Genomic DNA, 17,268 nt, shown 5'->3' on the forward strand with positions numbered 1-17,268 from the left:
TTGAACTTCGATCAATGTTCTGCCTCCAGCGCAGCACCCAGATAGGCTTCTTGAACCTTGGGGTCGGCGCGTACAGCCTCAGGCGCACCTGTGGCGATGATTTCACCGTAGACCAGCACACTGATCCGATCAGCGAGGCCAAAGACCACCCCCATGTCATGTTCCACCATGATCAGGGTCTTGCCTTCGGTGACCTTCAGGATCAGGTCGGTAATGTAGTCGGTTTCCGAATGGCTCATCCCGGCCGTGGGCTCGTCCAGCATGATGACATTGGCGCCGCCCGCGATGGTAATCCCGATCTCGAGGGCGCGTTGCTCGGCATAGCTGAGCGTGCCCGCAGGAAGATCGCGACGGTTTGCAAGGTTGATCTGCTCAAGGATCGCCTCGGTGCCTTCGGTCAGCTTGCGACTGCGATTCACAAAGTTCCAGAAGCTGTACTTATAGCCTTGCGCCCAGAGCAGAGCGCAGCGGACGTTTTCAAAGACGGTCATCTTCGGAAAGATATTGGTGATCTGGAAAGATCGGCTTAGTCCGCGCCGGTTAATCTCGAACGGTTGCAATCCCGTCAGGTCCTCCCCGTGCAGCTTCACCGTACCGGCAGAGGGCGGAAACCGCGCTGTGATCAGGTTGAACAGGGTGGATTTCCCCGCTCCGTTTGGCCCGATGATCGCATGGCGTTCAGCCTTGCCGATAGACAGATCAATGCCGCGGATGATTTCGGCCTTGCCAAAGTTCTTCTTCAGGCCGTTCAACTCAAGCGCCGGAACACTCATGCGCCACCTCCTGCCGTGTTGGCCTCGTTCCAGGCTTCTTTAAGGTCAGGTGCCGTCGCACGGGCGATGCCCAGACCGATGATGGTGATCGCGCCAGCAATGAGCCAAGGCAGCAAGGTGTGGCTGTCAAACGTCGTCCAGAAGACGGTCATTTCATTGTCGCCCGTTGCGGCATGCCGGTAGTGGAACGTCATCTCGACAAGCGCTGCCAACCCCAAGACTCCAATCGCTGCCGGTATCAGGGTCTTGATGTAGGGCATCACCAGATGCCCCGCTTTGCCAAGCTTGAAGACCGGCACATGCATCATCAACAGACCAGCAAGCCCGCCCGGGAAGAACATGACTGTCGCCAGAAACAACGAGCCCGCATAAAACGCCCAAAGCTCGGTCTGGAGGCTGAGAACCGTCTGGACCAGCGTGAAGACGACCGCGCCAATGATCGGACCAAAGAAAAATCCGACCCCGCCGAGGAAGGTCACCAGAAGGATCACGCCCGAAGATGTTGTGTTAAGGTTCTCTTCGGTCAGAATTTCATAGTTGATGGCAAACAGCCCACCCGCGATTCCGGCAAAGAAACCGGACGCTACAAAGCTGTAAAAGCGTACCCACCGCGATGAATAGCCAAGGAACTCTGCGCGCTCGGGATTATCACGCACCGCATTCGCCATGCGCCCGACCGGCGTGCGGCTCCACAGGAACATCAACAGTGCCGATACGATGACCCAAGCCGCCGTCAGATAGTACACCTCGATCTGTTGCAGGAATTCGACGCCAAAGAATGGTTGCGCATAGGTCCGGTCGCCTGAAACACCCTCTTCACCGCCGAAGAAGGCGACGATGATAACCGAACTCGCCGCGATCAGTTCGCCGACACCCAGCGAGATCATCGCAAAGACCGTGCCGGCAGAACGCGTCGAGAAAGACCCGACGATCATTGCCAACCCCATGCCGAACAAGCCTCCGAAAATGGGCAATATGACCAGCGGGATACTGGCGAAGAAATCCGTCATGTTCATGATGTGCATGCAGGCAAAACCGCCCACACCTGCATAGACCGCATGGCCGAAGGACAACATGCCCGCCTGCCCCAGCAACATATTGTAGGCGAGTGCAAAGATGATGGTGATCGACATCTGGTTCATGATGGTCAGCGCCGAGTTATTGGTGAACACCAAGGGCAAGAACAGCAGGACCAGAATTGCAATGACCCAGGGGGCCACGGCGATCATCGGTGTTTGCATCCGCATCCGCTGCGAGGCGTCGGCGGGGTTTGTGGTAATTTGCTCATCGGGCCGTGCGCCCTTCACATCTGTAACTGGATCAATCATGACTCACGCTTTCCGAAAAGACCTTGTGGGCGGAAAATCAGAATGAGAACCATCAGGATATACGGCAGGATGTCCGCAATCTGCGGGCTGGTCAGCGCCCAGAAATCCCGCAGCGGGTTGTCAGAAAGATTTTCGGGCGTCGCGATGCCGATGGCATTCAGGATGCCCTCCATTTCGATGTTGTAAGATTTAGCGAAGGTCGTGATCCACCCGATCAACAGCGATGCCACCAAAGCACCCCAAAGCGACCCCAGCCCGCCAATCACGATTGTGACGAAAACGATGGAGCCAAGCACAAAGGCCATGCCCGGGAAGGTCCCCAATACCGGACCGGCAATCACCCCTGCTACACCCGCAAGCGCCGTGCCGACACCAAAGACCCCCATAAAGATCAACGGCACATTGTGACCCAAGGCTTCGACGGTGCGCGGATAGCTTAATGCGGCCTGAATGATCATGCCGACACGCGTTTTGGTGAGGACAAACAGCAGCCCCAGAAAGATCCCGACGGATACAAAGATCATAAAGACCTTGAACGCGGGGATCGAGTTTCCGGAGATTGAGAAAGCGGTGAAGTTCAACACGTCAGGGACGTTATAGGGCATCTGGTTCTTGCCCCAGATGAATTGCACCAACTCTTCGATCAGCAGGGCCAGACCAAAGGTAAAAATCAGCTCGGGGACGTGCCCGTATTGGTGGACGCGCCGCAGCCCGTAGCGCTCAACTCCGGCGCCAATCACCCCGACGATCAGGGGCGCGATCAAGAGCCCTAACCAGAACCCCAGCGCGAGGCTGATCTGATAGGCGAAATAGGCGCCAAGCATGTAAAAACTGGCATGAGCGAAGTTGAGAACGCCCATCATCGAAAAGATCAGGGTCAAACCGGCAGACAGCATGAACAGCAGGAGTCCGGTAACGAGCCCGTCGATGAGATTGACGAGTATGAGGTCCATGTGGCCCCTCCGGTAGAGTAATGGTACAAATACGAAAGCGTAGCTTGCCCTCCGGAACCGGAGGGCAAGCGTTACGTCAGGAAGCGGTTACGGGCGCTTCATTTCGCATGTTGTGGGGCTGTCCATGGACGCCATTTCGACAGTGGATTCGTTCTTGATGCCGTAGCCCGACTGGTCATAGTCGAAATCAAGACCGTCATTGGTATGAACGCCGACATGCATATCCTGGATCAACTGGTGATCTTGTGGACGCATAAAGAGCTTACCGCCCCACATGCTTTCATACTCCATGCTTTCGAGCGCTGTCGCCACGGCGACCACGTCGTCAGCAGTACCGGCTTCCTCGATGGCTTGTGACAACATGCCGATCGTGTTGAAGATCCGGCTCTGGTCGATGTTGCCATCGGGATATTTTTTGAGGAAGGCGTTATAAAGTTCACGCGCTTCTTCGGAGCCAATCGGGTTGATGGACCCCTGCGAGATCAAGCGGATGCGATCTTTGCCGCTTTCGCCAAATGCCGCCGTGATGCCAGAGCCCGCTGCATAGTAGGTGTAAATCGGACCCTCAAAGCCATTCTCGATGATCGATTTGCCGAGACCCAGCATATCCGCGCCCCAGTTACCTGTGATCACGGCATCCGCACCGGAGGAGACGACCTTACGCGCATAGGGCGTGAAATCCTTCACCTTGCCGATCGGGTGCAGTTCGTCACCGACGACCTCGATCTCGGGGGCCTTGTCTTTCAGCATTCTATTGGCCGCATCGGAGACCGCTTTGCCGAAGGAGTAGTCCTGCCCGATAATATAGACCTTCTTGATGTCTTTGTTTTCAACCATGACATCGGTCAACGCATCCATTTTGATGTCTGCATTGGCGTCAAAGCGGAAGTGCCAGAAGTTGCACTTTTCGTTGGTCAGCGCCGGATCGACGGCGGCGTAATTCAAAAACAGAACACGGCTGTCAGGGTTGCGCTTGTTGTGCTTTTCGATGGCTTCGGTCAGCGCGTTCGCAACGCCGGAGCTGTTGCCCTGAACGATAAAGCGGATGCCTTGGTCAATCGCGACCTGAAGCTGGATGAGCGATTCCTTGGGGCTGATCTTGTTGTCAAAGCCGACAACCTCCATCGTCTTGCCATCCAGCAAACCGCCCTTGTCGTTCACCATGTACTCAGCTGCGAATTCGAACTGGTGCAGGCCATTGGTGCCCGTGCTGGCAAAAGGGCCAGACAGCGGATCAATGAAAGCGATCTTGATATCGGCCGCAAAAGCGCTGCTGGCACCGATGATCAGTGAAAGTGCAGAGACTGCACCGAATTTAGTGATGTTCTTCATAAGTCCTCCCGAGATGTGGCCCTACGCTGTTTGCGAATTATTTTAGATTTTGTGGGCCTTGGAGAGGAGACTTGCACACCCCGTGAATCTGTCAAGTAAACTCAAATGATGGTGGAGATCAAAAAAGCGGCATTTGGGGATGCAAGCAGCCAGATCGGCAGGCAGACCGCTCACCAATTGGTCCGGGAACGCAACATAAGCCTTTGAAGGGTAACAATTTTAAATATATGAAAAGAATTCCCCGCCGACGCGCAACATTTGTTATGCTGTCTGAAGAAATCTTGAAGTTTTTATTCTGGCGGCGTAGCGGGTAATCGACCAAACGTCGATCTGTACCGCAGAGCGGAACTGACGCCCGCAAAATCTCGTGAATGCTCCGAACGCCGAATCCGACCCTTGTCAGGGTTTGATCGTCAGCCGCGCAGCAGCGGCGATGAGTCGATCAGAATAGACGCCTTCAAGCTGCTTGGGTTTAACCCGATGTGCCGGCCCCCCGACATTCAGGCCGAAAACACGACCTTCCTGAAACTGGGTAATTGGCACGGCGATGCCGTTCACATCCGCACGCCAATTGCCGTAGCCGGTGCAAAAACCCACTGCTGTGAACTCGGTGATTGCTTCTTGCATCAGACGCCGGGCCTCGGCCTCTTCTTCAAGGCTTTGCGCACGCGCAAACTCCAGCGCGCGGTCACGTTGCTCGTCAGACATGCCCACAAGAATGGCCTTGCCGATTGCGGAGCGGAACAGGGGCAACTGCGAACCGACACGGATTACCAGCGATACATCCTCGCTGGATGTTTCTGTCGCGATGTAAACCACTTCGGTTCTGTGCTGCTCCCCCAGAGCGATTGTAATGAACGGGTTGGGCCCGTCGTCCCGCAAGCTGCGCATTTCGGGTGCAGCGCGGTCACTGATATCCATCGAGGAGAGCGCCGAAAAACCAAGTTGCAACACGCCCGAACTTAACCGGTAGGTCCCTGCCCGCAAATCCGCGACCAGATAATCCAGCGCGCAAAGCGTATGGGTCAGCCGCGAGATTGTCGCTTTTGGCATTCCGGTCCGCTCGGCGAAGTCGCCGTTCGTCAGCGAAACTTCGTTGCCCCGAAAGCATCGCAGAATTTCCAGTCCACGGGCAAGTGCCGTGACAAAATTCCGGTCTTTGCTGGCGAATTCGGGATCGAGCGTCTCCATGCGTTATTTCCTCTCCAGAGCATCAAGACCATGTTGCGCAAAAACCGGAACATACTGCCCGACTTTCATCGCCCGCTCGGGGTTGGACGCATTGCCATCAAGCGCGCGCTTTAGCACCCCTTGGATAATCGCGGCCATACGGAAAAAGTTGAAGCCGAGGAAATAGCCAAAGTTATCGACGCCGCCGAGCCCACGCCGCTTGCAATACTGCGCGATGAAATCTTCATCCGATGGCAGGCCGAGGGCGGCACGGTCGAGCCCTGCCATCCCGCGCCCCTCGGGGCCTGCCGGCATCTGCCATTGCATGATCACCGCTGCGAGGTCGGCAAAGGGATGCCCCGTCGTAGAAAGCTCCCAATCCAGCACCGCACGGCAATCCGTGGTTTTGGCGTCAAAGATCAGGTTATCGAGCCGGTAGTCGCCGTGGACCAACGTGCGCTGCCCGTCATCAGCAGGCATTTCTTCTGCCAGACGTTTCATCAAAGCATCCATCGCAGGAATAGCTTTGGTTTCAGACGCCTTGTACTGCTTGCTCCACCGGCCAACCTGACGCTCAAGGTAGTTGCCCTCGGGTCCGTAGTCGGCAAGCCCGCGTTTTGTGATATCGACGTCATGTAGCGCGGCGAGCACGCGGTTCATCTCGTCGATGATGCGCCCGCGGTCGGCCGCCGACACATCCGGCATGGAAGGCTCGTTGAAATTTCGGCCCGGTACATGGTCCATGATATAAAACATCGACCCGATCACGCTGTCGTCTTCGCACAGCAGATGCATCCTGGCGACCGGCACATCACTATCCGCCAGCGCGCTTTGAACGCGAAATTCTCGGTCAACGGCATGGGCAGACTTCAGCAGAATGCCCGGTGGCTTGCGGCGCAAGACATATCCGTGGTCAGGCGTTTTCAGCAGGAAAGTCGGGTTGGATTGCCCGCCTTGAAATTTGGTGACCTCGATCGGTCCCTTAAAACCCGGCAGGTTGTCTTGCAGATAGCGGGCAACCGCCGCCTTATCGAGAGTTTGTGTGTCACTCATCTTTTGACCTCAACTATAGCTGAGCAACGCCGCCGTTTCGGGCGTTGCAAAATGGGGTGTCGCGTTGAACTCGCTCAGCGAGAACAAGTCGCCGGAGAAGACAAAACGTGTGATCGCGCTGTTCTTGATCTGAAGGTTAAGCTGCATCATCTGGCTTGCAGGCGCCCCTAAGGAGGCAGCAACAAGCTGGCCAATCACACCGCCCGAACTCACCATCAGTACCCGCTTTGACGCGGTATCGGTGGCAAAGCGGCGGGCATCTTCGACGCGTGAAGTGAACTCTCCCCATGTCTCTGACGGTCCTTCGATTGCATCGTCTTGCCATAGAAAGACAGTATCCCGCAGCGTTCTGAAATGGGTCTTGCGGTCCCCACGCACCAAATCCGGCACATCACCAGCAAACCGTGCACGCAGCAGGTCACCGAAATCATATTCATTCAGTCCGGCGTGCTCTTCGATGTCTCCGGCAAAGCCCATCTCGGTCAGCGTATCGCGCTGCCGCTCAAGCGTTCCGGAGATCAGACGGTCGGGAACCCAGTCCATCCCGCGCAACCATGTGCCCGCCGCACGGGCCTGCGTACGCCCCAAGTCTGACAAAACATCGTAGTTGTCCTGCCCGAAGGCCGCCTGACCGTGCCGGATGACCACTAGCTCAGCCATGCAGAACGCCTCCCGAATGATCTAATAATTTGTTGAACATCAGGAGAATTCTGCCGCGAGCTTTGCACCCGCAGCCGCATACTCTCGGGCGATGCGGTCAACGATATCCTTGGCGGGTCCAACAGATTTGACTGCCCCGATCCCCTGACCAGAACCCCAGATGGTTTTCCATGCCTTCGGCTTTTCCCGATCTGCCCCAAAATTCATCGACGATACATCGGCTGTCGGCAGGTTGTCTGGGTCCATGCCTGCATTCTTGACCGAGCCCTTCAGATAATTGCCCCAGACGCCAGTGAAGAGCGAGGAGTACACGATATCATCCGCACCACTCTCGACGATCATATCCTTATAAGCCGGATCGGCATTCGCCTCGTCGGTGGCAATGAACGGCGAGCCGGTATAGCCGAAATCGGCGCCCGCCGCCCGCGCCGCCAGAAGGCTCTCGCCCGTGGCAATCGCACCGGAGAGTGCAACCGGCCCGTTAAACCATTCGCGGATTTCGCGCATCAGCGCAAAGGGGGATTGCTGTCCGGCATGGCCGCCCGCACCTGCAGCCACCGCGACCAGCCCGTCCGCGCCTTTTTCAATCGCCTTGCGGGCAAATTTGTTGTTGATGACGTCGTGCATCACGATGCCCCCACAGGAATGCGCAGCCTCATTCACCTCGACCCGTGCGCCCAGCGAGGTAATCCAGATCGGGACCTTATGCCTGGTGCAAATTTCCAGATCCCGCTCTAGCCGCTCGTTCGAGCGGTGAACGATCTGGTTCACGGCAAAGGGCGCGGCTGGGCTGTCGGGATTGGCCTGATTATGGCGGTCGAGTTCTTCGCGGATCTCGGTCAGCCAAGTATCAAGCAGCGGATGCTCTCCTGCTCCCTCACGCGCGTTGAGCGCCGGAAACGACCCGACAATCCCCGCCTTGCATTGCGCGATCACAAGCTTTGGCACCGAAATGATGAACAGAGGCGAAGCAATCAGCGGGATGCGCAGACCCCGAAGGGCGTGAGGCAGATGGGTGTCGTCGCGAGGCATGGCATTTCTTTCAGGCGTTTGAGTAGCTGGGGAGAGAGCGGGCAGCGCCGCGCCCCTCTTATCAATTAGCAGGGTGTAGCAGGACAGTTCCGGCCGCCATAGCCCTCACGGGCCACGGCAGCCGGTTTCGCGTTAAAGGACCTCGAACAGGCCGGCAGCGCCCATGCCACCGCCCACACACATGGTGCAGACGACGTATTTTGCCCCGCGCCGTTTACCTTCGATCAGAGCATGACCAACCATACGGGCACCGGACATGCCGTAGGGATGGCCGATGGAGATTGCACCGCCGTTGACGTTGAGAATGTCATTCGGAATACCGAGTTTGTCGCGCGAATAAAGGACCTGAACCGCGAAAGCTTCGTTCAGCTCCCAAAGACCGATATCATCCATTGTCAAACCATGCGCCTTGAGCAGTGGCGGTACCGCGTAGATCGGACCTATGCCCATCTCATCCGGCTCAAGCCCCGCGGCCATAACGCCGATGTAGCGACCCAGCGGTTCCAGCCCCAGTTGTTCGGCCTTCTTGGCTTCCATGATGACCGACGCCGAAGCCCCGTCACTCAACTGCGACGCATTGCCCGCAGTGATGGTTTTGCCTTCTTTGATGTTGATGCCGTCTTTGAACACCGGTTGCAGACCCGAAAGCATCTCGGCTGTGGTGCCGGGGCGATTGCCCTCATCCTTCTCAAGGGTCACGTCATGTTCGGTGATTTCCTTGGTTTCACGGTTCTGCACCATCATCTTTGTCGAAAGCGCCACGATCTCATCGTCAAATTTGCCTGCCTGTTGCGCCTCATGGGTGCGCTGCTGTGATTGGGCGGCGTATTCGTCCTGCGCTTCGCGGCTGATGTTGTACCGCTGGGCGACAGTCTCCGCTGTTTCGAGCATCGACATATAGATCTCGGGCTTGTTTTCTTTGAGCCACGGGTCTGCCTTAACGCGCATTTCCGGGGTTTGGACCATCGAAATACTGTCAACGCCGCCACCAATGACCACATCCATACCGTCGGTGATCACCTGTTTAGCACCCGTAGCGATTGCCATCATGCCCGAAGCACATTGGCGATCCAGCGACATGCCCGCCACCGTCACCGGCAGCCCCGCGCGGATGGCGGCCTGACGGGCGATATTGCCTGCCTGATGGCCCTGTTGCAGGGCCGACCCCCAGATCACGTCCTGAATCAGAGCCGGATCAATGCCAGCACGCTGAACCGCATGTGAGATGGCATGACCGCTCAGGGTCTGCGGTGTCGTGTTGTTGAAAGCACCGCGATAGGCCTTGCCGATCGGTGTGCGGGCGGTGGATACGATGACGGCGTCACGCATGATGTTTCTCCCGATGAGTTTTAGTTACCAATCCAGCTTGAGCCCGCGGGCCTTGGCTGCATTGAGGGCATATTTCTTGGTCTGGCCGAAGGCATCGGGAATTTGCTCCTGATCCGTCGGGTCGGTGATGTCGGACCAACGGGCGGCCACGGTCTCAGGGGTGTTGTCGCCGTCCTCCAGCGTGATGCCGATGGTCTCGTAAATCCGCGTTTGCGCAAAGCTCCCTGCACCAGCCCCCAAGATAACTTGAGAGGGCGCATCTTCGCTGACCAGATACAGCAGACCCGGTGTGATGGTTTCCGGCGCGAGCAATTCCTGCGCGGTCTGCGGCAGCAGGTCGGCCGTCATGCGGGTCGCAGCGGTCGGCGCCAAGGTATTTACACGGATGTTGTCGCGCGCGCCTTCCATGTGCAGGACGTTCATCAGCCCCAGCATCGCGGCCTTGGCGGCACCGTAGTTAGACTGGCCGAAATTTCCGTACATGCCCGAGGCAGAGGTCGTTAGCGCCACGCGGCCATACTTTTGTTCGCGCATAATCGGCCAACAGGCATGGCAGACGTTTGCAGAGCCGATCAAATGAACATCGACCACCTTGCGAAAGGCGCTCATCTCCATCTTGGCGAAGGTCTTGTCCATAAGGATACCGGCGTTGTTGACGGCAATATCAATCCGCCCCCAACGCTCCATGGTTTGGGCAACCATGTCCTTCACCGCGTCTTCATCCGACACATCCGCACCATGGGCAAAGGCCTCGCCGCCCATCGCCTCGATCTCGGCCACAACAGAAAGCGCTGCGTCCGAAGACTGGCCGGAGCCGTCGCGCGCCACGCCAAGGTCGTTGATCACGACCTTCGCGCCCCGCTGCGCCAACCCCAAGGCGTGACTGCGCCCAAGACCAACGCCAGCACCGGTCACGATGGCAACGCGGTTGTCAAAACGGATATCACCCATCAGTGCAGTGCCTGCTCAAAAATGTTGGGGCCGCTCATCACGTTAATGCCACCCGATACGGGGATCACTGCGCCGGTGATGTAGCCGCCCCCGCGCCCGCACAGAAAGAGCATGCAGCCGCCGATGTCCTCGTCGCGGCCCACCCGCTGAAGCGGTACGTCTTTGCCAACTTTGCTGCGCATGTCTTCATCATGGGTAGCAAATGCCGTCATCCGGCTGACAAACGGTCCCGGCGCCAAAGCATTCACCGTGATCGCTTCACCCGCCAATTCCTTGGCAAGGATTTTGCTCAGATGGATCACTGCCGCTTTCGACGCGGAGTAGCTGTAGGCGCCATCGCCCATCTCGCGCTCGCCCATGACGGATCCGACGTTAACGACCCGCGCGGGATCATCGACGGTTCCTGAAGCCTTCAACATCGGCAGCAGTTTCTGCGTCAGATCAAACAGGCCCGCGACATTGACCCCCATCACCTTTTCCCACGCCTTGAAAGGGAAGCTCCCCATCGGTGCCCCCCAGGTGATGCCCGCATTATTCATCAGGATATCAAGCGTATCTGTACGCTCTTTCACCGCATCAACCAGCGCATCGACCCCGTCCTCGGTGCCCACGTCACCGGCAAAACCGATGACCTTACCACTGGCACCAAGCGCGTTCAGTTCTGCCGCTACGGCTTCGCAGGCGTCGCCCTTGCGGCTGGCGATCAGCACTGTGGCACCTGCGCGCATCAGCGCCTCTGCGGCCATGCGGCCAATCCCCGTGGCCCCGCCAGTCACAAGAGCGGTCTTGCCCTCCAGCCCGAACAGCGTCTGAATATCCATCTTAAAATCCTCTCAGTGCCGCGACGCGCTCGGCGTGATAGCTGTAGTCACCCAGCCATTCTGCCGCGACCCGTGCGCGTTTCATGTAAAAACCCATATCGTAGGCATCGGTCATGCCGATCCCGCCGTGCATCTGCACGCCTTCTTGCACCGCGAGCGTTGCCGTCGCCGTGGCCCGTGCCTTGGCCAGCGACACCGCAAGCGTGGCGTCACCGGGAGTCTCATCCAGCACCCGACCCGCGTTGAGAATGGCGCTGGCCGTCACTTCGGTCTCGCTCCACAGATGTGCTGCACGGTGCTGAAGGGCTTGGAAACGCCCGATCTCTGTGCCGAACTGCTTGCGCTCTTTAAGATACCCGACAGTCATGCCGAACGCGCCGGCCGCAAGGCCTGTCATCTCGGCGGCCAAGGCGGCCTGACCGGCCTGAAGTGCGGGGCGCAGAACGTCCATCGCGTGATCGACCTGACCTAGCACATCCTCGCCCGTGGCCTCGACATCGTCAAAATCAATCCGCGCCGCATCGCGGTCGTCGATCATATTCGAGGCGGTGCGCGTGATGCCGGAACGGTCGGCAGGAATGTCGAACAGCGTCAAGCCATCCGCGGTGCGGGCCAGTACCAGCAACCGGTCGGCCAAAGCGCCATCCACAACAAAGGTCTTTTTGCCGCTCAATCTAAACCCGTTGCCGTCTGAACGTGCTGCCATCTGGGTGGCATCAGGGTCGTGCTTGACCCCTTCGTCCACAGCAAGCGCATAGGTGACCTCGCCGCTGGCAATCCGCGCCAATGCCTGTTTCGCCCGCGCGTCGCTCACCTGACGCAGGGCGGTTGCGGCCATGACGGCAGTTGAAATAAACGGGGAGACGGCCAGCGTCTTGCCCATTTCCTGCGCAATCACATTGGCCGCGGTAAAGCCCATGTCGGACCCGCCCGCGTCTTCGGGCACCAGCACTCCGGCCCAGCCCATCTCGGCCATCTGCTTCCACAAGGCGGGATCGCCCCGCTGGCCATCATCGCGCATTTTGCGGAGCTTTCCGAGGGGCGCGGCTCCGTCAAGGAAGCCGCGCGCCATATCAGCCAACATTGTTTCTTCTTCTGTCAGGACAAGTTTGCTCATGCCGGAAGCCCCAATACACGGCGGGAAATGATGCTGAGCATCACCTCGCTCGTGCCCCCTTCGATACTATTTGCCTTGGTGCGCAGCCAGTCGCCTGCGCGGTTACCCACCGGTCCGTCCCATTCAAGCGCATCCGAGCCGCCTGCGGTCATCATTAATTCATGGCGCCGTTTGTTCAGCTCGGTCCCCATGTACTTCAGCATGGCAGAGGCATCGCCCGCACCCTGCCCTGCTTCGGCCTGATCCTTGTAGCGCTCAAGCGTCAGGCCAATGGCCAATGCGTCAATCTCACAACGCATCGCATCAGCGCGCAGCGTGTCACCCATCGTATCAAGCGTTTCGTTCAACACCGCGCCCAGCGCACGACCGCCACCCGACAATCCCGCCCCGCCGCCGGAAATCATCTCACGCTCGTGGGTCAGCAAATATTTGGCCACATCCCAGCCGCGATTTTCCTCGCCGACGATGCGGTGTTTCGGGACTTTGACATCGGTAAAAAAGGTCTCGCAAAACGGTGAGATGCCGCTGATCATCTTGATCGGACGGGTTTCAACGCCGCCCTCGGCCATCTCGATTAACAGAAACGAGATGCCTTTGTGCTTGGGCGCTTCGCGGTCCGTGCGCACCAACGCGAATATCTGGTCGGCCTTGTCAGCATAGGACGTCCAGATTTTCTGACCGTTGACCAGCCAGTGGTCTCCCTTGTCCTCGCCTCTGGTTTGCACATTCGCCAGATCACTGCCCGCACCCGGCTCGGAGTAGCCTTGGCACCAGCGGACTTCGCCACGCGCGATCGGCGGCAGATACTCCAGCTTCTGGTCGTGGCTGCCAAAGTGCAACAAGGCCGGTCCCAGCATCCAGATGCCAAAGCTCTCCAGCGGTGACCGCGCGCCGATGCGCTCCATCTCCTGCTTGAATATCTTTTCCTGTTCACGGGTCAGACCAGCGCCACCATATTCCTTGGGCCAAGTCGGGACGGTATAACCCTTCTCGGCACAGCGGTTCAGCCATTGCTCTTGCGCTGTACTTGTGAATTTCCAGTTGCGCCCGCCCCAGCAGATGGCATCCTCGGACATGCCGCTATCGCGCATCTCTACTGGGCAATTCGCCTTAAGCCATTCGCGGAGCTCGGCACGGAATCCATCGGACGTTTGACCAGTGCTCATTCATCTTCCTCCCATTTCGGATCAGCGTCTCTTCGCGGACGCCCATTCCGCACAGCAGAATTGCATTTCGAAATTCGATTGACAAGCCACTGGTGCGCTGACCCTACTGCGAGCCAGAAACGCGGAGGAGATGAAGACAATGAAAGCAATGCTCAGCCATGAGCCCGGCGGACCACAAACGCTGAAGCTGACCGAAATGGACACACCGGCGCCCGGCAAAAACGAGGTTCTCCTCAAGGTTCATGCTGCGGGCCTGAACTTTCCCGACACCTTGATTATCAAGGATTTATACCAGATGAAGCCGCCCCGCCCGTTTGCCCCGGGTGGTGAAGTTGCGGGCGAGATCGCGGCGCTCGGCGACGGGGTCGAAGGCCTTGCGGTCGGTGACCGCGTGCTGGCTATGACAGGATTTGGCGGCTTTGCCACGCACCTCTGTGTGGCAGCGGGCAAGGTTATGAAAATCCCCGATGGCATGCCTTACGACGAAGCGGCCTGTCTGGTTTTGACCTACGGCACGTCGCACCACGCGCTTAAGAACCGCGCCGAAATCGCCAAAGGCGAAACGCTTTTGATCCTCGGCGCGGCTGGCGGTGTCGGTGCTGCGGCAATCGAGCTCGGCAAAGCTGCAGGTGCACGCGTGATCGCGGCGGTTTCTTCTGAGGATAAGGCCGCGTTCTGCCGCGAATTGGGCGCAGACGAGACCTTGATCTACAGCCGCGATATGGACGACCGCGCAACGCAAAAAGAGTTCTCGGGCAAGATCAAGGAACTGTCGGGCGGTGACGGTGTCGATGTGATTTATGATGCGGTCGGCGGAGCCTACGCAGAGCCGGCAGTGCGTGCTTTGGCATGGAAAGGCCGCTACCTCGTGGTCGGCTTTCCGGCGGGAATCCCATCGATTCCCCTCAATCTGACCCTGCTCAAAGGCTGCCAGATCGTCGGAGTGTTCTGGGGTGCGCATACTGCCCGCGAACCTCAGGCCCATGCAGAAAACATGGCTGATCTGTTCCGGATGTACGCCGAAGGCAAAATCAAGCCCCGCATCTCTGCCCGTTTCCCGTTGGAAAACGCGGCGGAGGCATTGGAGTTAATGCAGGACCGGAAGGTTCTCGGCAAAGTCGTTCTCGACGTGGCCTAACGCCGATGCGTCTGGCAAATGCGAACCATATCACCCCCGACACCGGCAGAAGAGCTTCTGCCGGTGTCGGGGGTGACGGGGCCACTTGCCCGAGGCTAGAGGCCCAGTCTCTCCAGATGCGCCACATCGTTAAACCCGCGCGCGACCATCTGGTCTCCGTCTACAACGATCCGGCTGATAGAGCCGTTCGCCGCGCCGTTAAAAGCAAAGGGCCGCGCGCCTGTTGCGATCGCCATCGCGGCCCCGACGACGCCACCATGAACCACAACAGCAACAATCTGGTCTGGGTGCAGCGATGCAATGCGGCGCAAGCCGCGCTGGACGCGCTCGTGCAATTGCGCCGTGGTCTCGGCGCCGGGAATCTCCCCCCACTCGTGCCCGTCCTTGGCCCGCAGAAACGCAGGATCATTGGCTGCCGCGCGAAAACGGTACTCCCCGCCGTCCCAGTCTCCGAGATTGACCTCGCGCAGGTCCCTCTCGATCTTCGGCGTCAGGTTAAGCGATGTGGCCAGTGGTGCCGCCGTTTGATGGGTGCGCCGCATCGTCGTCACCCAAATCGCGCCGATCGCCAGATCGGCCAGACGCGCCGCAACGGCTTGGGCCTGCGCTTCGCCCTCCGGCCTCAGCCCTGGATCCCCCTGCCCCTCGACCATATCGAAGGGCACGCCACGCTGGGCGGCTTGCGTTTCGCCGTGCCGTATCAGGATCAAATCCGCCGCCCCTTTCGGAAGCGCGTATCTGTGCTGCCTTGCCTCGTCACTCATCCATAAATCCCCAAAGTATTTTCGCCACGTTAACGCCAAGGATACCAAAATGACAAACCGCCAGATTACGGTCGCAGCCCTGCCAAAAGGCCCACTCACCCCCGAAAACTTCGACCTGACAGAGACGGCAATGCCCATCTCTCAGGCGGGCGAGGTCTTGTTGCGGATCATTCTGATGAGCATCGACGCGGCCAACCGCTCATGGATGCAGGGCGCGACATACCGCGCGGCTGTCAAGCAGGGTGACGCAATGCCCACCTACGCAATCTGCGAGGTCGTTGAGAGTAAATCCGAACGCGTGGCCGTTGGCGAGATCGTCTCCGCCGAGGCGACATGGTCGGACTATATCGTCCTCCCCGCGCACAAAGTGATGAAGATGCCTGCCGTACCGCAGCTGTCCCACTTGATGAGCGTTTACGGCGTCGCGGGCAAAACCGCCTATCACGGGCTGATGTCCATTGGCCAACCTGAACCGGGCGAGACGGTGCTTGTCTCCGCCGCCGCCGGATCTGTCGGCGGCTATGTCGGGCAGATCGCCAAAGCGATGGGGTGCCGGGTTGTCGGCATCGCCGGTGGACCTGAAAAATGCGACTGGGTGGTGAAAACCTTCGGGTTTGATGCCTGCATAGATTACCGCGCGGAAGGTCTGTTCAAATCCTTGCGCAGCGCCTGTCCCAACGGCGTCGACATCTATTTCGATAACGTCGGCGGCGTAATCCTTGAGACGGCTTTGAACCTGATGAACGAAAAAGGCCGCGTCGTCTGTTGTGGTGCGATCAGCCAATACGAATCGACCGCGCCCACCGGACCGCGCAATTTGCCCGGTGCCATCGTGGTAAAACGCCTCAAAATGGAAGGCTTCATCGTGACGGATTTTGCAAGCCAGGATGCCAAGGCGATCCGCGGGCTGCAAACCTTGATCGATGCCGGAAAACTGAAAGTGACCGAAGACATCGTGGAGGGGCTGGAGAACGCGCCCGCCGCACTGATTGGCCTTTTAAACGGCGATAACAAGGGCAAGCGCATGGTGCGCGTGTCTGCTGACCCAAGCTAAGGAGAAAAACTATGTCATCCCTGCAGGCCGCCCTCGCCGCGAGCGAAAAACTGATTGATACCGAAGTTGGTGTGTCGAACTGGATACTGGTTGATCAGAAAATGATCGACGATTTCGCAAAGACAACCCACGACGTGCAATGGATCCACGTCGATCCGGCCCGCGCAAAAGCCGAGACCCCTTTCGGCGGCAGTATCGCGCATGGCTTTCTGACCCTGTCTTTGGCAAGCCGCTTTGCTTATGATTGCTTTGGCATGCTGCCCGGACAAACGATGGGCATTAACTACGGCATGAATAAACTGCGGTTTCTCAAACCTGTCGTCGCAGGAAGCAGGCTGCGCGGTCGGTTCACCCTAAAGAGGGTCAGCGCAAAAAGCGAAACCCAGCTATTGCGCGAGAACCGTCTGACCATCGAAATTGAAGGCGAGGAAAAACCAGCGTTGATTGCCGACTGGTTGGGAATGGCTGTTTTCGAAGACTAAGCTGGGATAGGGAGTAGAATGGTGCGGGTGGTGCGCTTTTAAGTAATGTTTCAGCGCAATCCAACCTGTACCACTTCCAGCGCAAATACCCTTTTTTTCACGGACATTCATGTTTCACCCTATTCCAGCCCGTTCCAAAGTATAC

At 58.3% G+C, this 17,268-nt stretch carries 17 protein-coding genes; 3 read left to right on the forward strand and 14 right to left on the reverse strand.

Going from position 1 to position 17,268, the window contains the following annotated elements; all coding sequences use genetic code 11:
• Nucleotides 1-11: 11 nt before the first annotated feature.
• The 13 genes from BM174_RS10775 to BM174_RS10835 all read right to left on the reverse strand — a co-directional run bounded on the left by BM174_RS10775 (nucleotide 12) and on the right by BM174_RS10835 (nucleotide 13,685).
• Nucleotides 12-773 (reverse strand): ABC transporter ATP-binding protein, encoded by a 762-nt coding sequence (locus BM174_RS10775; protein ID WP_093923876.1) that lies wholly within the window; start codon nucleotides 771-773, stop codon nucleotides 12-14.
• Entirely contained in the window at nucleotides 770-2,101 is a 1,332-nt protein-coding gene (locus BM174_RS10780; protein WP_093923877.1) for a branched-chain amino acid ABC transporter permease, read from the reverse strand. The genes BM174_RS10775 and BM174_RS10780 overlap by 4 nt, the downstream gene beginning before the upstream one ends.
• A complete protein-coding gene (locus tag BM174_RS10785; protein ID WP_093923878.1) occupies nucleotides 2,098-3,054 on the reverse strand; it encodes a branched-chain amino acid ABC transporter permease in 957 nt (318 codons plus the stop codon). The genes BM174_RS10780 and BM174_RS10785 overlap by 4 nt, the downstream gene beginning before the upstream one ends.
• 87 nt (nucleotides 3,055-3,141) lie before the next feature.
• Entirely contained in the window at nucleotides 3,142-4,386 is a 1,245-nt protein-coding gene (locus tag BM174_RS10790; RefSeq protein WP_093923879.1) for a branched-chain amino acid ABC transporter substrate-binding protein, read from the reverse strand.
• Nucleotides 4,387-4,785: 399 nt separating this feature from the next.
• Entirely contained in the window at nucleotides 4,786-5,577 is a 792-nt protein-coding gene (locus BM174_RS10795) for an IclR family transcriptional regulator (protein WP_093923880.1), read from the reverse strand.
• Between the two features lie 3 nt (nucleotides 5,578-5,580).
• A complete protein-coding gene (locus tag BM174_RS10800; RefSeq protein ID WP_093923881.1) occupies nucleotides 5,581-6,609 on the reverse strand; it encodes a phosphotransferase family protein in 1,029 nt (342 codons plus the stop codon).
• A gap of 9 nt (nucleotides 6,610-6,618) precedes the next feature.
• Nucleotides 6,619-7,269, reverse strand: coding sequence for a histidine phosphatase family protein (locus BM174_RS10805; RefSeq protein WP_093923882.1), 651 nt, complete (start codon nucleotides 7,267-7,269; stop codon nucleotides 6,619-6,621).
• A gap of 39 nt (nucleotides 7,270-7,308) precedes the next feature.
• A complete protein-coding gene (locus BM174_RS10810) occupies nucleotides 7,309-8,301 on the reverse strand; it encodes an NAD(P)H-dependent flavin oxidoreductase (protein WP_093923883.1) in 993 nt (330 codons plus the stop codon).
• A 132-nt stretch (nucleotides 8,302-8,433) separates the two neighbouring features.
• Complete coding sequence (locus tag BM174_RS10815) at nucleotides 8,434-9,630, reverse strand: acetyl-CoA C-acyltransferase (protein WP_093923884.1); 1,197 nt, start codon at nucleotides 9,628-9,630, stop codon at nucleotides 8,434-8,436.
• Between the two features lie 24 nt (nucleotides 9,631-9,654).
• Nucleotides 9,655-10,581 (reverse strand): SDR family NAD(P)-dependent oxidoreductase, encoded by a 927-nt coding sequence (locus tag BM174_RS10820; RefSeq protein WP_093923885.1) that lies wholly within the window; start codon nucleotides 10,579-10,581, stop codon nucleotides 9,655-9,657.
• Entirely contained in the window at nucleotides 10,581-11,402 is an 822-nt protein-coding gene (locus tag BM174_RS10825; RefSeq protein ID WP_093923886.1) for an SDR family oxidoreductase, read from the reverse strand. The genes BM174_RS10820 and BM174_RS10825 overlap by 1 nt, the downstream gene beginning before the upstream one ends.
• A gap of 1 nt (nucleotide 11,403) precedes the next feature.
• Nucleotides 11,404-12,519 (reverse strand): acyl-CoA dehydrogenase family protein, encoded by a 1,116-nt coding sequence (locus BM174_RS10830; protein ID WP_177209463.1) that lies wholly within the window; start codon nucleotides 12,517-12,519, stop codon nucleotides 11,404-11,406.
• A complete protein-coding gene (locus tag BM174_RS10835; protein ID WP_093923887.1) occupies nucleotides 12,516-13,685 on the reverse strand; it encodes an acyl-CoA dehydrogenase family protein in 1,170 nt (389 codons plus the stop codon). Before BM174_RS10835 ends, BM174_RS10830 begins: the two co-directional genes overlap by 4 nt.
• A gap of 139 nt (nucleotides 13,686-13,824) precedes the next feature.
• Here BM174_RS10835 and BM174_RS10840 point away from each other — a divergent pair, with 139 nt between their 5' ends.
• Nucleotides 13,825-14,823: an NADPH:quinone oxidoreductase family protein gene (locus BM174_RS10840; RefSeq protein WP_093923888.1), complete on the forward strand. Its 999-nt coding sequence runs from the start codon at nucleotides 13,825-13,827 to the stop codon at nucleotides 14,821-14,823.
• A gap of 95 nt (nucleotides 14,824-14,918) precedes the next feature.
• On the opposite strand, the gene BM174_RS10845 is transcribed toward BM174_RS10840, so the two are convergent.
• Complete coding sequence (locus tag BM174_RS10845; RefSeq protein WP_093923889.1) at nucleotides 14,919-15,587, reverse strand: histidine phosphatase family protein; 669 nt, start codon at nucleotides 15,585-15,587, stop codon at nucleotides 14,919-14,921.
• A 49-nt stretch (nucleotides 15,588-15,636) separates the two neighbouring features.
• On the opposite strand from BM174_RS10845, the gene BM174_RS10850 reads away from it, so the two are divergent.
• Complete coding sequence (locus tag BM174_RS10850) at nucleotides 15,637-16,641, forward strand: NADP-dependent oxidoreductase (RefSeq protein WP_093923890.1); 1,005 nt, start codon at nucleotides 15,637-15,639, stop codon at nucleotides 16,639-16,641.
• 11 nt (nucleotides 16,642-16,652) lie between these two features.
• Entirely contained in the window at nucleotides 16,653-17,123 is a 471-nt protein-coding gene (locus tag BM174_RS10855) for a MaoC family dehydratase (RefSeq protein ID WP_093923891.1), read from the forward strand.
• The last annotated feature ends 145 nt before the right edge of the window (nucleotides 17,124-17,268 follow it).

The sequence above is a fragment of the Sulfitobacter brevis genome (genome assembly GCF_900112755.1).
GTDB classification, from domain to species: domain Bacteria; phylum Pseudomonadota; class Alphaproteobacteria; order Rhodobacterales; family Rhodobacteraceae; genus Sulfitobacter; species Sulfitobacter brevis.